We start from the raw sequence: 15,116 nt of genomic DNA on the forward strand, positions 1-15,116 counted from the left end.
CATGGCTTTGACTATAGCAATAAAAAAAGCTGACACATGACATCATGCGTCAGCTTTTGGTTAGAATTCACACACTGCGATCAGGCGGTTTTCGCTGCAAAGCGAGGGAGCTTGATTGAAATTAACGTCGTTAAAACCAAGAAGAAGCAAGAGACCCACAAGCAAGCAGCCAAACCGAATTCTTGATAGATCCCCCCCGACAATACTGTGCCGATCAAACGGCCCATGGCATTGGCCATATAGTAAAAACCCACATCCAATGAGACGCCATCGCCTTTGGCATAACTGACAATCAGATAAGAGTGAAGGGAGGAGTTAATCGCAAACACCGCCCCAAATAGCAACAGGCCAATCACGATCACTTGCTGAGGATGCCACGCTTGTTGCACCGCATAGGCAATGGCTCCTGTTAGAAATGCCAATAACGCGGCCCAGTAAAAAGCACTGTGACCATCCGGCACTCGACCTTGCGCCTTCCCTGTAATGCGCGGCGCGATGCCTTGCACAACGCCATACCCCATGACCCATAAGGCAAGAAAACCACCGACCCAAAGATGATCCCAGCCAAATACGCTGCCAAGGTAAACGGGCAGTGCCACCACAAACCAGACATCTCGCGCACCAAAGAGAAAGAGGCGAGCTGCTGAGAGAATGTTGACAGGCGCCGATTTGGAGAAAATCTCATTAAACTTCGGCTTGTTTTTCGCTTTGCCCATCTCCGACTCTAGGCTAAGCAAACTGCCAATCAACACTAGGGTGAGTACCCCCGCCATGACGAGTACCGCGTATTGAAAACCGAGGACAGCCAATAAGAGACCACCGAGGAAAAAGCCCGCCCCTTTTAAGGCATTCTTCGAACCCGTCAGAATGGCCACCCACTTGAACAATGCGCCTTGCTGCTCGTCCGGTACCAAGGTTTTGATGGCGCTTTTGGCACTCATCTTATTCAAATCTTTGGCAATACCAGAAAGTGCTTGCGCGGCCATCACCCAAGGAATTGTCAGCCAAGCGGCGGGGACAGCCAACATCAACAACGCAATGATTTGCATGGCCAAGCCGATGTTCATGGTCTTGTTGAGCCCGAGCCTTGCCCCCAACCATCCACCAATCAGGTTGGTCACCACGCCAAAAAACTCGTAAAACAAAAACAGCGAGGCAATCGCCAGCGCCGAGTAGCCAAGGTCGTGGAAATAGAGCACCACCAGCATGCGCAGTGCCCCATCGGTTAAGGTAAAGTTCCAATAGTTAAACGTGACCAGCATGTATTGGCGGACACTTTTGCTCAGTTGAGCGATCATCATTAGCCCTCTGTGTACAGGTTAACAAGCTTTTGGATCATGATGATCCAAAAGCTCTAATGGCTGCTCACTGTGCGTTTGCCACAGATTCGATGTAGCTCAACTGCACTTCTCGCGTGAAGGCGCCGGGTCTCAACGCTTGCACTTCACGGATAATGTCGTCCAATGCCCAGCCTTGCTCTAGCAGCAAATGGGCGGCGAACAATCCGGTGCGACCGGAGCCGCCCATGCAGTGCAGCGCCACTTTGCCACCATCACGGAGAATGGCTTGCAGCTCTGGGCTGGCTTGCTGCCAATGCACGGCGAAGGTCTCATCTGGCGCGCAGTCATCTTCGATTTCGATTTGATACCAACGCATGCCGAGCTCGACGACCAACGGGCCAAGCTCTGCGACCTCTTTACTCGCCAGTTCCGCATCGCCCAGCGCCGTCACAACGGCTTGTACACCGCTGTCCGCCAACTGTTGCAATGACGAACGTAAATCGACCCCTTTGGTACCAGGGCAAGGTGTTAAGACCAATGCGCCAGACGGTAGGTCCAATTGCCAAACAGGGTGGTAGGTGATTGACGTTGCCATTATGCCGCTCCTACTTTACGCACAAGCTCTGCGGTACGGGTCGCGTAGCCCATTTCGTTGTCATACCAAGCGTAAATCTTCACCATGCGCGTACCCACCACCATGGTAGAGAGGGCATCGACGATAGTTGAGCGTTGGTCGCCACGATAATCAATCGACACCAATGGGCGCTCTTCAAAGCCGAGAATGCCGTTTAACTCCCCTTGCGAGGCTTCTTTGAGTAATGCGTTGACCTCTTCAGCAGTGGTGTCACGCTTCACATCAAAAATAATATCGGTCAGTGAGGCATTCGCTAGAGGCACGCGCACCGCGTGACCGTTAATGCGATCTTTCAATTCTGGGAAAATTTCCACAATCGCCGTGGCACTGCCTGTGGTTGTCGGGATCAAGCTCATGCCGCAGGCACGGGCACGACGCAAATCTTTGTGCGGCGCATCAAGAATGGTTTGCGTGTTGGTGAGATCGTGGATAGTGGTAAATGATGCTTGTTCGATACCGAGTTTCTCGTGAATCACTTTCACCACTGGCGCAATGCAGTTGGTGGTGCACGAGGCTGCGGTCACAATGCGGTGCTGCTCTGGGTTGAAGATCTCGTCATTCACACCCACCACAATATTGGCAATGCCTTCTTCTTTCACTGGAGCGCTGACCACCACACGTTTCACGCCTTGCTCGAGGTATTGATTGAGGAAGCTGCTTTTGCGATGCACGCCGGTCGCTTCAATCACCACATCACAACCCGACCAATCCACTGCACTGATGTCACGCTGTTGAGTGGTTTCAATCACGTGATCATTGATGTGCAATTGCTGGCCTTGCACAGTCACCTCGTGGTGCCAGCGCCCTTGTACTGAATCGAACTCCAGTAGGTGGCCCAATGTGGTGGCATCCCCCGCCACATCATTAATTAAAACAAACTCCAATTCTGGCCAATCAAAGGCCGCGCGCATTGCCAAGCGGCCAATACGGCCAAATCCGTTAATTCCCACTTTGATAGTCATGGTCTATTCCCTAATGATTCAATTTCAATTTAACAGCACGCCACACGATCTTGCTGATGCAGGCGCGCAATATCTTGTTGATAAACTTGCTTTAAACAGTTGGAAGCAATCAAGTCATCGACCATTTTTTTCATCCAACCAGGCAACTGTTCGGAGAGGCGATAAAAGACCCATTGACCCTGTCTTTCATCCACCAACACTCCGCTGGCTCGCAGCTGTGCCAAATGACGAGAGACTTTCGGCTGGCTCTCTTGCAAGGCATAAGTGAGCTCTCCAACACAAATCTTGCCTTCACGAGCCACCAGCATCAGGCAACGAACGCGAGTTTCATCAGAAAGCAGTTTAAAAAACTGGTGTGGCAGCATGTTTACATTCCTATATATGGATATGCGAATATATTGTAAAAAAACAAAGCCGACGTCAACGCGTCGGCTCAGTTGTCATCAAAAATTCATATTGCGCGGTGCTGACTGGATTAAATCTGGGTGAACTCCTGCGACCAACGCTGCGCTTCGACCAGTTCGTAGCGCACATCTTCCACCGAGAGGCCTAGCTTAACGCATAGCTGTTCAATGCCATGCCAATCGGCTTGTTCGAAGCACTCTTCCAGCGCAATTAATGCCCCGTAGGCACCACCACGGCACAGCAATGCCTGTTTCGCGATTTCGCTCAATGGCAGATCGTTGACCAAAGACTCCACCGACAGATCCATCATCGCGTCAAGAATCGACAACAACCCAATCATAAAGCCTTGCTCGTTGTGCTTACTAAATGGCAGACGACGCGACATCAGTTCACAAAACTGGGCACGTTGCAGTGACAAGTTAAACAACTCGCGTGGCTTGTTGGTTGAGATGTAAGACGCCACCACCAAAGAGACGAACATTTTCAACTTGTCTTGCCCTAGGTAAATCAGCGCTTGGCGAAATGAGCTTATTGCCACTTCCAAACGAGTTGACTGAGTATTGACAAAACGCAGCAGCTTGTAGGATAGCGCCACATCTTGCGAAATCAGCTGTTCAATTCGAACAAAATCCGGTTCTCTTTTGCACACTTCACGAAACAGCTCCAACGCCACAACCTGCTCAGGGCTGACATAGCGAGTTTGCACCATTTCGGGTTTACTAAAGAAATAACCTTGGAAAAATTTAAAACCCGCCTGTTTTGCTTGCTCAAACTCGGCCGCGGTTTCTACCCGCTCGGCAAGGAAATGGTATTTCACTCGTCGTGCTAAATGCTCTTTCACCACTAGGCATGCTTTGTCCATCCCAAGAGCCATCACATCCAATTTCACGATGTGCACATAGGGCAAGAAACGACGCCATTCTGGGGTTAGGGTAAAATCATCGAGCGCGATCACGTAGCCTGATTGGTGTAGCTCGCGAATAGCCTCAAGCAACTCATCCGTCGGTTGACAGGTTTCTAAGACTTCAATGACGACTTTATTCTTGGGCAAACTTAGCGGCAAACGGCGAATCAAGGTTTGGTAAGGAAAGTTAATAAAGCAGCGTGAGGAAATGATGGTTGGATTGGTGCCAATCGACAAGAAATTCTCAACAATCAGGCGATACGTTGCTCGGTTGGACTCAATGTGCGTCGGGTAGGCATTTTTCTCCCCGTCACGAAACAAAAGTTCATAACCTAAGGTGTGCTTTTTTCGATTAAAAATCGGTTGTCGAGCAACGTAAGTGGTGTTCATGGCGTGCTTTATCTTATGCCTAGTCGCTAAACCAAGCCGTTATTAAGGGAGTTATGATTTTGCCGCGGCCAATAATGCCCCACAACCCATAAACATTGAACCAAATAATTTGTTTATTTTGACCATTACACGCTCTGAACGAACAAAACGCCCTAATCGAGCGGCCAAACTGGTGTAACCGAGCATCACAAACGCATCAATCACCACAGTCGTGATGCCTAGCACCGCCAACTGAGTCACTTGATCTTGGCTTGGGTCGATAAATTGTGGAAACAGCGCCACCAGAAAGACGATCGATTTGGGATTGGTGAGGTTAATCAACACGGCTTTGCGCATCAGAGCAAAACCTGAAATCGCCTTCTGTTGTGAAGCCGTCACCAAACTCGAGCTATCTCGCCATTTTTGAATGCCCAACCAAACCAAGTACACCGCCCCCACCCACTTGATCACCGTGAATGCTGTCGCCGATTGTGCGACGAGGGCACCAATGCCCGCCCCAACCAGAATAATGTGCACGGACAAACCGATTTGCAGCCCCACTATAGAGGCCAATGATTTGCGAGTGCCATAACTGAGGCCGTTGCTGATCGAATTGACCGTACCAGATCCCGGCGCCAAACTGAAAACAATGGCGGTCACAACATACGCCAGCCAAACATGGGTATCCATTTGCATTTCCCCGATAATTCTCTGATCATTGACGACAGGAACGCATGATCAGGTATTTATTTGATGGTTAATAACAGCTCACCTCTCTCTTATACGCAAGAGGCTTTATTTGAGCAAGCAATCGGTGGCCCGATCGCTGCCCTTTGGCAGCAGCGACAAGAGGGTTTCCTAAAAACGCGCGATAAGATGCAGTTGTATTGGTGTAAGCTGACCAACCCACAACACAAAAAGGCAGTGCTGGTGGTCAATGGCAGAATCGAATCGGCTTGGAAGTACCAAGAGCTTCTGTTTGATCTCTACCGTCAAGGCTATGACGTCTACAGCTACGATCATCGAGGCCAAGGTTTATCAGATCGCCTGGTGAAAGACTCTGATATTGGTCACGTCTACGAGTTTGATGATTACATTCTCGACATGGAAGCGGTGATTGCGCACTTTGATTTCTCCGCTTATCAGCAGAGATACATTGTTTCTCATTCGATGGGTGGTGCTGTGGCCACGCGCTACTTACAAACCCACCCGCAACATGGATTCGATAAGTTGGTGCTCAGTGCGCCGATGTTTGGTATTGATCTCCCTTGGTATATCAGCCCAGTAGCCATGGCGGTTAGCCAGATTCTCACCGCCGTCTACCCAACGCCCACTTATGCACCGGGACACAAAAGATACTATGAGAAGCCTTTTGAAGATAACCCACTCAGCCAGAGCCAAGCGCGTTATCAATGGTTTAGACAGTTGTATCGCGACAAGCCCGAGCTGCAAGTGGGTGGCCCGAGCACCCGTTGGGTATGGCAAGGCTTAATGGCCGCCAAACAGTGCATTTTGCTGACGCGACAACTCACCATTCCGGTATTGCTGTTGCAAGCGGGGGGCGATCGCATCGTCAGCAATCACGCACAGTCGCAGTTTTTCAAAAAACTGCACAAAACCAATAAACGCAGTGAAATGGTGACGATTGAAGGCGCGCAACATGAATTGTTGTTTGAAAAAGACCACTACCGCAACCAAGCACTCAGTACGATGTTCCGCTTTTTGCAGAAAGAGGAAAGCACACACGCTTAATTTACCCTCTTTTTCTCTGCACTTTTCACATACACTGGCGCTTATCCCCCTGGTGAACATCGCTCGTTCAAACATCCAAGTTGGATAAGCGTTGTGTCACTTTTGCTGCTCTGAGTGATTTTCATGAGCAGCTTTTTATTCCTGTTTCCTAACCACATCCGACTGACATAAGAGGGCCGTATGACTGCGAGCTTGCCAAATAAAGAGATCACCAAAATCGTTGCTTCCGATCTGGATGGCACGCTGCTGGCACCGAATCACCAACTTAGCGAATTCGCTAAGCAGACGCTCAAAGCACTGCATGAGCAAGGTTACACCTTTATTTTCGCCACTGGCCGTCACCATGTCGATGTGGCAGGCATTCGCGCTCAAGTGGGCATTCCCGCCTACATGATCACCTCAAACGGTGCTCGTGTTCATGACCAGCATGACCAACTGATGTACAGCAAAAATGTTCCGGCCGAGCTTGTGCAGCCGGTGATTGATATTGTCAAACAAGACCCTGAGATCTTCGTTCATCTTTACCAAAACGAAGACTGGCGCCTCAACCGTGAAGACGAAGTGATGCGCAAGTTCCATGAAGAGACGGGCTTTACCTATAAGGTTTACGATATCGACAACGCACCGACTGACGGCATTGCAAAAATCTTCTTCACCCATCCAGAGCAAGATCACGAGCATCTGGTTGGCTTTGAAAACCAGTTGCGTGAAGCCTTTGGCGATCAACTCAATATTGCCTTCTCAACGCCTTGGTGTTTGGAAGTGATGGCTGCGGAAGTGTCAAAAGGGGACGCGCTGAAAGCGGTCGCAGAATCACTGGGTCTGACACTGGAAAACTGTGTGGCCTTTGGCGATGGGATGAACGACGTGGAAATGTTGTCGATGGCTGGCAAAGGGTTGGTGATGGAAACCTCTCACGAAAAAGTGAAGAAAGCCCTGCCAGACAACGAAATCATTGGCAGCAATGCCGACGATGCCGTGGCGCACTATCTGCAAAAGCATCTGCTGTAAATACGGCACCATCAATGACCACGGGGCAGCGCCACGCTGCCCCGTTTTTATTTTTGCCTGCTGCTCACTTGCGACAACCTTGCTGCACATCGGCAAGGCTAGCGACGGCTCGGCAGTTTTTCTTTGGTCAAAATTGCCTGCCATTCTTGTTCCGTCACCGGCATCACCGACAAGCGATTGCCCTTTTTCACCAATGGCATGTTTTCCAACTCAGGCATGGCTTTCAACACCGCCAAAGGGATCACTCGTTCGGTTTTGCGCACAAATTCCACATCGACCATTATCCAACGCGGGTTTTCTGGCGTTGATTTCGCGTCGTAATAGTCGCTGTTGGCATCAAATTGAAAATGATCGGGGTAAGCTTCACGAACCACTTTGGCGATCCCTGCCACGCCAACCTGCTTGCACGAGGAGTGGTAAATCATCACCCAATCGCCCTCTTTAACCTCATCACGCAGCATATTTCTTGCCTGATAATTTCGCACCCCCTCCCAACATGAAACCTTTTGTACGCGTAAAGTGTCGATAGAAAAGGTGTCCGGTTCAGTTTTAAACAACCAATATGCCATAATGCGGTCCAAGCAGATTTAGAGATGGAGAAAGATATAACATGAAGACGTTTAAAAACCCAGTCGCCCTATCGACACTGTTGCTGTTACAAGCGTGTTCAACCAGCGCCCCCGTCGCCACTCAATCTGCTCCTGTGCTGCCAACCGCCAATCTCAACCAGCCAGAGTCTGTGGTCGCACAGAGCTTTATCCTGTCAGGCAGTTTGGTCGTCGGCCATGAAGCGCAATACATCACACCTTGCGGCAGTACGCAGCAATATTGGCTACAGCTGAGCGCTCAGCAGCGCCAGCAATTGATGGCGCTAACCAGCCTACCCTATCAGTCCATGTATGGCGAAGTGATCGGCCATTTAAAAACCACCGGTGATGAAGGCTTTGCTTCGGAATACGATGCGTTGTTTGTGGTGGAGCAACTCAACTTAGTCGATGCCAGCAACCCAACCCGCTGCGAGCAAGCCGCTCGCCCAACGCAAGCATTTGGTAATGAGCCCAACTGGCGTATCGATTTTGCTGCCAATCAGCTGACCATCAAGCAACTGAGCAAACAAGATCAAACGCGTGCGATTAGCCGCAGCCAACTCAGCCCCCGCAAACGCGAGTATCAGTTTGATGACGGCCAATTGCTCCTCACTGAAAATTTGTGCAAAGACACCATGAGCAACAGCCTTTACGGCTGGAAAGCAACGCTTGACTGGCAAGATACTCAGCTATCGGGCTGCGCCACCACCTCGAACATCGATGCCACGCTCGGTTGGCGTGGTTTGTACACGGCCACCTCAACCCAATCGTCCGGTTTTAGCGTGCACATGCAGCTCAACGCAGACCACAGCGCTGAAACGCGTTATCTCTATGCCAATGAAGAACGTCCTCTGGTGGAAAAAGGCTACTGGCAGCAACTCAATCCCAACCAGATCCAAGTCGTGATGACGCATCATCAGGGGCAAAAATTAGTCACCGAACGCATTTTCACCCGCACGGGCTCACAGCTAAAAGCGGACAAGGAAAAAGTCGGCAAGGTGGTCTATCCGATTGCTCAAGGGGGGCTGATTTTGTATCCCGCCGCCGCAGGTGAAATGATGAGTGACGCTCCCATCACCACTCAAACTGCCGTTCCCACAGACACCCGTAACGTAGCCTCCAGCGCGGAGTTTCGTCGCGATGTTGATCAGGCAATACGTGAGTATTTTCGTCTGCACAAAACCGATCCAAGCAATAACCAATATCGCTGGCTAACGTACGATCTCAATGGAGATGGCAAAGAAGAACTGCTGGCGCAATTGGATTGGTGCGGCTCGGGTGGGTGTACCCTGCTGATTTTTGAAAATCATCAAGAAACTTGGCGCTTCAATAGCCGCATTACCTTGGTGAACACACCGATTTACCTCGGCAATCAACGCAACCACGGCTGGCAAGATCTTATCTTCAACGTCAGTGGCGGCGGCGCCAAAGCTCAGTCACACCTGATGCAATATGATGGTATTAGCTATACACTCAATCCGAGCGTTGCGCCTGTCGCGCTTGGTGAGCAGATCAGTCAGGTAGAACTGTTCTCCGATGGCATCAGCCCGGTACGCGAAGGGGTGAAACTGTGAAGCCACAAGCCTGTCCTCAGTGTGGGCTACGTTATCAATGCTTGTGTGACCAGTTTCCATCACTGCAAAGTGAGGTCGCACTGGTGCTATTGATGCACCCCAATGAGGTCGAGCGAGAAACCAATACCGGGAAATTACTGCATTGGTGCCGTTTGCCCGTGCGCCAGTTCGTTTGGCAACGCGCAGCGCCTCCGCAAGCGTTATTGGATCTCCTTAGCGATGCGCAGTTTATGCCTGTGGTGCTCTACCCCAGTGAACAGAGTATCACCCTGACTCAAATAAAAGAGCGCGCCCAGCAAACCCAGCGCCAGCCACTGTTTATCATTCTTGATGCCACATGGCAGGAAGCACGAAAGATGCTCAACAAAAGCGAGTGGCTAAAAGCACTGCCACAGCTCGCTTTACACGGCGACAGCGCGTCGAACTATCAACTAAGACGCAATCAGCAACAAGGCAATCTGTGCACCTTAGAGATTGCGGCAGAGTTAGTGAAGCAACTCGGTGAAGCACACAACGCCACGTCAATGACCGAACTGCTGCGCCATTATTTGGCGGCGTTTCATGCCGATCGCAGTGGCCATGCGCTAAAAAGCGAGCCTTAATAAAACAGAGGTTAGCCCTGATGCCCCATCTAGGACTAACCCGCCCCCTCAGAATAAGCGACTTGGCTGGCCGAGATAATAGCCCTGTAAGTAATCCACTCCCATGTCTTGGGCGATTTCACACACCTGCTGATTGTGGACAAACTCCGCCACCGTTTTCGCTTCCAGCACCTGACACAAGCGCACCAACTGACTGGCGATCTTGCGCTGTTTGCTGTCTTGGTCGATGTTGCGGATCAAACTGCCATCGAGTTTTATGATGTCTGGCTCAAGCTTAATAATTTCGTCGATGTTGGAGTAACCCGAACCAAAGTCGTCAACAATGATGCGCGCCCCCAACTGACGGAAATGGCTGCACACTTCAATCATGCGGCCATAATCTTTGATCTGCTCCGATTCCAACACCTCCAAACCGATACGGCTAGGGTCATTGAGCTGACGAATCGCCGTTTCCAACAGCAGCATGGTTTTATCGCTCAACAGATCTTGCGGGGAGAGGTTAATCGAAAACTTCCCGCTTCTCTCTCGCATATAGTTCAAGGTGCTTTGAATCATATGGCGGCTCAAACGGGTATAGAGGTGGGTGTCGGCAATCATCGGCAAAAACTGCCCTGGCAAAATAATGCGTCCATCGTTTTCGACGATTCGCACCAAACATTCTTGTGAGTAGGGTGTGGTGCCGTCGGCGTGAAACAGCGGTTGCGCATACGTGACGATATTTTGCTGCAAAATCGCCCGGCTGACGCAACTGAGCCAAGCCAGTTGCTCTTTGCGTCGCTCGTCACTCACTTGAATGTCTTTGGCATTGCAAATATGGGTGTTGCTGCGCACCCCAGCGCGCCGCGCCTCAATCGCTTTGAGCAGCAGTTCGTCGCCACTGGCTTGCGGGAAATCTCGCCGACTGGCTAAGCCACCACACAATGAAATCGACAGGTAATCCACTTGCTCCAAACCAGACGGTTCGAAGTTGGTTTGCTCAATCACATCGGCAAAACGGGTAAATTGCTGCTTGATGATGTCACCGCAAATTTCAGCACGAAAGACAAATGCCCATTCACCAACACCAATGCTGTAGAGCTGCATATCCGCTTGTTTGCCCAAGCGCCGCCTCAGACGAGTTAAGAAACTCACCGACAACATACGCAGCAGCTCATCACCGACCTGATAGCCATATTTTTCATTGATGTGGCTGAAGTTGAGCAGCTTTAAGGTCAACAAATGTTCATCATCGCGAATGGTCGACAAATACTCTTTCAGGGCGATGCGATTTTGTAAACCGGTGCGACTGTCACGGCGATAACTTTCTTGCAGTTTCAGCGTTTGCCGCTCCAGTTGATACTCCATATGGGACTGCACTTGGTCGAGATCGGCAATCGCATTGCGAATCAAACAAAACAGCGGTGAGATGGTGCTGTCGACATCATCAGCGGGCAGTTTAAGCTCGGCTACCTCATCGCTTTCGCGCATCGCAAGGTAAGTTAAGCTGTGGTGTAACAGATCTTGTTTGACGCCATCATGATATAGCTCGCCCATGCAGTAGCTGCCATGACTGATCGCGATCTGATGAAAAGGCGCCACCTCTTGGCAACCATCGATAAAATCGAGCCGAGACGCACAATTGTAGATAAACACCGTTTCCGGTTGATGCAGCGCCAGCTCCACCACACCATGTTTGAGCTGCTCTAAGGTTAACGAAGGGTGGTTGTAGCAAAAACGCACCTGATCGCCGATAGACCAAGTTTTATCGAAAGAGATACTGCCATCGCTGTGGATCTCTCGCACCGCACACACCTCTTTGTGTTTGCCTCGTTCTCGGTAGAGCGGAAAATTGAGCAGATGGCTGGCAGAGAGCTCATGGCCATCGGCCAAATAACGCTTGTAAACCTCGTAGGCTGGCTTATTACCAAGAGAAATGAGACGCTGCCCTTCGGCGGCCGTAACGGCATGGTACATACCAACCGGGTTCCACTCTGAGTACGCGCTGGTCCATACTTTAAGCTGTTCACTGTGCAGAGCCACGGCCACCACCGCTTGCGTGTAGAGCTGGTCTTGGTGCAGCACCCAACATCCGTCAGCACCAGTTTGCGCTAAACCGCCGCACACTGGCGTTGCGATGCCATCATTGAACGTGCCGTACAGTGGGTAATCTTGCCGTTCCACTTGCACGGAAAAGCTGATCACCGCTCGGCTGGTGGGGGTTAATTGCAATGCTTGGCGTAAATCATAACCATCCAGCTCTGCGGATCCCGAATAGGCCACCACTGCCGAAGTCAGTGTGGTGTGACAAAATTCCGCGATCACCACCAAGCAACCGCCGGTTAAAATTTCACCGCCTCGAATGGTGTGCTGCGTACTGTGGCCTATGATGTCCACATTCGGCAAATGCGCCAGCAGATGCCGAGCGTATCCCTGTGTGATAAAAGCCGTCTGAGTGGAGAAAATCTGCACCAAATAGGCATTGTGCGCGTCCCAGCGATAACCGGCGGTCATCGCTTGTAACTGCGCAAGATCCTCGACCCAGAACGAGAAAGTCTGCATATCCGTATCAACCCCGACGTCAAATGGGCGCAAACCCTGCATGTTCCAATTATGAGAATTCTAATTTATGATGCTTTTTTCAGCAAAACCAGCGTTATGCAGGGAAGATTGATAGGATTGAGAGCGGGCTTACAAAAGTAGTAACAACTGACTTAATTCATTGATTTCTAAATTAGGAAGTGTTTTTGCTTTGGCTTGCTGACGTAGATTGATCTGCTTTGGATTGATCCAGCACGACATAAAACCATGTAAATTGGCACCATGTACATCCGAGAGTAAGTGGTCGCCAACATGGAGAATGCGCTGCGCCGGCAACTGCAAGATCTGCTCCGCACGCTGGAACAGATCGCTCGCTGGTTTAGCCACCCCATCAGGACCGGCTTTTAAGATGGCTTGAAAGTAGCCATCCAGGCCGATCGCCGCGACATCCACGTTACCATTAGTGATCGCCACTAAAGGCAGTTTGTCCGCCAATAATCTCATGACACGGTGCGTTTCGGATGGCACCACCAACTGGCTGCGCCAATACAACGCCACCGCAACCCCCTCATCCGCCGCTTGCTTCGCCGCCGCCACATCGTACCCAAGACGCAAAAACGCCTGGGTCAGTTGCTGATGACGCAGCTGCGTCACATCACTGCGCAATTGCGGGGAGCTTGCCGCCACTTCACGCTTTAACTGAGACCAATCGCTATGACTCATCACTTGTGTCGCAGGATGCTGCGCGGCGAGCCACGCCAGCACCTCACGCTCCAAGCGTTCAATCACCGGACGGTTATCATACAAGGTATCGTCTAAGTCGAAGGTCATTGCCGCGATCGGCTGCAGCGGGCGGTAGTGTTTCATTCATCTTCCTCTTTGTGTTGAGAAGATTTTTTACGCGCCCTTGGGTGCGCTTGATCATACACATCGGCCAAATGTTGGAAATCGAGGTGAGTATAGATTTGCGTGGTCGAAATGTTTTCGTGGCCAAGTAATTCTTGCACCGCACGCAGGTTATTGCTCGATTCGAGAATGTGCGTAGCAAATGAGTGACGCAGTTTATGCGGCGTAATGTGGCTGGCCACGGCCTGTTTTTGGCCCCATTCGGCCATGCGCTTTTGCACACTGCGATGGGAAATACGCGAGCCCAGCTTCGAGACAAACAACGCCGGCTCACTTGGGTCCGCCAAACCACTGCGCACTTTTAACCATTTTCCAACCCACTCGACCGCCATACCTGCAAAAGGCACTTTGCGTTCTTTGTTGCCTTTACCGATCACGCGAATTTCACCACTGCGCAAATGCACATCACGTACATCGATATCGACCAATTCGGCCAAGCGCAATCCCGCACCGTACATCAACTCCATGATGGCGCGATCACGGATGGCCAGCGGATCATCCTCATTCACGTCGAGCAGTTGATTCACTTCATCAACATCGAGGTTTTTGGGCAGAGGACGTTTTTTGCGCGGAGCCGAAACCCCTTTGGCTGGATTGGCCGTGAGGATGCCACGCAAAATCAAAAAGTCGAAGAAGCTGCGCAGCGAAGACAGACGCGTCGCGATGCTGCTCGCCTTCATCCCCTCGCGCATCCCTTTGCCCGCTAGTTGGCGTACCCAACCTGCGTCGACTTGCGGCCACGCTTTCAGCCCCATACTGTGCAAGTGTTCCGCCATGGTTTCCAGTTGCTGCTTGTAGTTGCGCTGGGTGTGCAGGCTTAAGCCCTTTTCCGCACGCAAGTACTCATAGAACTGATCAAGCGGCTTTCTCAGGCCACTAGGCAGTGGTGTGTTTGACGCTGTCGTCATGCTGCAATTGCCAAGCAAGGGTTTGAGCTAAATGGGCCACCACTAACGAGAGGTGACGAAGGAACAAGGTATCCATCTCCGGTTGGAAATGACCCCCATCGGCACTGGAAAACGCCAGCAAACCAAGGGGATGTTGCTTCACTAGCGGCAAGACCACGTAAGAGCCCATTTCTGGTACGGGCAAATCACCAAACAGCGCTTCGCGATCAGCATTGCGCAGACGACCCAAATACGCCGATTTGCCATTGAGATGGTTGGTGGCAAAACGCTGGTAATTTTCCAAACTCAGTTGGTGCTTCGCTTCACATTGGTTCAACAAACGTACATAGGCCACCAAACCGAGTTCATGCGCTTTGAGCTCTATCGCCTTCACCACTTGCTGAAAATCGCGACAACGCAGGATCTGCTCTTGCAGGTCCATGAACTCATAAAAGGTGCGATCGTTGTTCGCCGCCAAAGACATCAAGGTCGTGATCTCTTCTTCCAATGCTTCAATACGTTGGCGTTGACGGTTCAGTTGAATGTGGACAAGCGATACTGTCCCTTGTTCCGGGTGCGGAAAGTTCAAGCGGTCGACCAACTCCGGACGATGAACAAAAAAATCGGCATGATCTTGAAGATACTCCGCCACCACTTCGGCGGTCAGAGCATCGGCTTCAGGGTAAGACAAAACATTTCCTCAAACGATAACTCATGCAAGGTGAT

At 50.9% G+C, this 15,116-nt stretch carries 15 protein-coding genes; 4 read left to right on the forward strand and 11 right to left on the reverse strand.

The window, feature by feature from the left end; translation table 11 throughout:
* Window positions 1-80: 80 nt before the first annotated feature.
* From arsJ to rhtB, 6 genes are all read right to left on the reverse strand, one after another.
* Complete coding sequence (arsJ, locus tag FC652_RS15310; RefSeq protein WP_176299318.1) at window positions 81-1,298, reverse strand: organoarsenical effux MFS transporter ArsJ; 1,218 nt, start codon at window positions 1,296-1,298, stop codon at window positions 81-83.
* 67 nt (window positions 1,299-1,365) lie between these two features.
* Window positions 1,366-1,875, reverse strand: a complete 510-nt coding sequence (locus FC652_RS15315) for a dual specificity protein phosphatase family protein (protein WP_176299280.1) — start codon at window positions 1,873-1,875, stop codon at window positions 1,366-1,368.
* Window positions 1,875-2,876 carry an ArsJ-associated glyceraldehyde-3-phosphate dehydrogenase gene (locus FC652_RS15320; RefSeq protein ID WP_176299281.1) on the reverse strand — a complete coding sequence of 334 codons (1,002 nt, stop codon included), beginning with the start codon at window positions 2,874-2,876 and terminating at the stop codon, window positions 1,875-1,877. Before FC652_RS15320 ends, FC652_RS15315 begins: the two co-directional genes overlap by 1 nt.
* Before the next feature lie 29 nt (window positions 2,877-2,905).
* On the reverse strand, window positions 2,906-3,241 hold the full coding sequence (locus FC652_RS15325) for a metalloregulator ArsR/SmtB family transcription factor (protein ID WP_176299282.1): 336 nt from the start codon (window positions 3,239-3,241) through the stop codon (window positions 2,906-2,908).
* Window positions 3,242-3,351: 110 nt separating this feature from the next.
* Window positions 3,352-4,575, reverse strand: a complete 1,224-nt coding sequence (locus tag FC652_RS15330; protein ID WP_176299283.1) for an EAL and HDOD domain-containing protein — start codon at window positions 4,573-4,575, stop codon at window positions 3,352-3,354.
* Window positions 4,576-4,626: 51 nt separating this feature from the next.
* On the reverse strand, window positions 4,627-5,244 hold the full coding sequence (rhtB, locus tag FC652_RS15335; RefSeq protein ID WP_176299284.1) for a homoserine/homoserine lactone efflux protein: 618 nt from the start codon (window positions 5,242-5,244) through the stop codon (window positions 4,627-4,629).
* Between the two features lie 63 nt (window positions 5,245-5,307).
* On the opposite strand from rhtB, the gene FC652_RS15340 reads away from it, so the two are divergent.
* Entirely contained in the window at window positions 5,308-6,306 is a 999-nt protein-coding gene (locus FC652_RS15340; protein WP_176299285.1) for an alpha/beta fold hydrolase, read from the forward strand.
* 180 nt (window positions 6,307-6,486) lie between these two features.
* Complete coding sequence (locus tag FC652_RS15345; RefSeq protein ID WP_176299286.1) at window positions 6,487-7,317, forward strand: Cof-type HAD-IIB family hydrolase; 831 nt, start codon at window positions 6,487-6,489, stop codon at window positions 7,315-7,317.
* A gap of 98 nt (window positions 7,318-7,415) precedes the next feature.
* Here the strand turns inward: FC652_RS15345 and FC652_RS15350 are convergent, their stop codons facing one another.
* Window positions 7,416-7,886, reverse strand: a complete 471-nt coding sequence (locus tag FC652_RS15350; RefSeq protein WP_043877014.1) for an EVE domain-containing protein — start codon at window positions 7,884-7,886, stop codon at window positions 7,416-7,418.
* A gap of 41 nt (window positions 7,887-7,927) precedes the next feature.
* Between FC652_RS15350 and FC652_RS15355 the strand changes: the two genes are divergently transcribed.
* Window positions 7,928-9,478 (forward strand): COG3650 family protein, encoded by a 1,551-nt coding sequence (locus FC652_RS15355; RefSeq protein ID WP_176299287.1) that lies wholly within the window; start codon window positions 7,928-7,930, stop codon window positions 9,476-9,478.
* Window positions 9,475-10,080 carry a tRNA-uridine aminocarboxypropyltransferase gene (locus FC652_RS15360; RefSeq protein ID WP_011079147.1) on the forward strand — a complete coding sequence of 202 codons (606 nt, stop codon included), beginning with the start codon at window positions 9,475-9,477 and terminating at the stop codon, window positions 10,078-10,080. The genes FC652_RS15355 and FC652_RS15360 overlap by 4 nt, the downstream gene beginning before the upstream one ends.
* Before the next feature lie 48 nt (window positions 10,081-10,128).
* On the opposite strand, the gene FC652_RS15365 is transcribed toward FC652_RS15360, so the two are convergent.
* The 4 genes from FC652_RS15365 to FC652_RS15380 form a co-directional block, all read right to left on the reverse strand.
* The gene (locus FC652_RS15365) at window positions 10,129-12,618 is read right to left on the reverse strand and encodes an EAL domain-containing protein (RefSeq protein WP_176299319.1); all 2,490 of its coding nucleotides are present in this window, start codon (window positions 12,616-12,618) and stop codon (window positions 10,129-10,131) included.
* Between the two features lie 129 nt (window positions 12,619-12,747).
* Window positions 12,748-13,464, reverse strand: coding sequence for a 5-amino-6-(5-phospho-D-ribitylamino)uracil phosphatase YigB (yigB, locus tag FC652_RS15370; protein ID WP_176299288.1), 717 nt, complete (start codon window positions 13,462-13,464; stop codon window positions 12,748-12,750).
* Window positions 13,461-14,411, reverse strand: coding sequence for a tyrosine recombinase XerC (xerC, locus tag FC652_RS15375; RefSeq protein ID WP_176299289.1), 951 nt, complete (start codon window positions 14,409-14,411; stop codon window positions 13,461-13,463). Before xerC ends, yigB begins: the two co-directional genes overlap by 4 nt.
* Window positions 14,380-15,081, reverse strand: a complete 702-nt coding sequence (locus tag FC652_RS15380) for a DUF484 family protein (protein ID WP_176299290.1) — start codon at window positions 15,079-15,081, stop codon at window positions 14,380-14,382. Before FC652_RS15380 ends, xerC begins: the two co-directional genes overlap by 32 nt.
* Window positions 15,082-15,116 lie beyond the last annotated feature (35 nt).

This window comes from Vibrio sp. 05-20-BW147, from assembly GCF_013369385.1.
In the GTDB taxonomy this organism is placed as follows: domain Bacteria; phylum Pseudomonadota; class Gammaproteobacteria; order Enterobacterales; family Vibrionaceae; genus Vibrio; species Vibrio floridensis.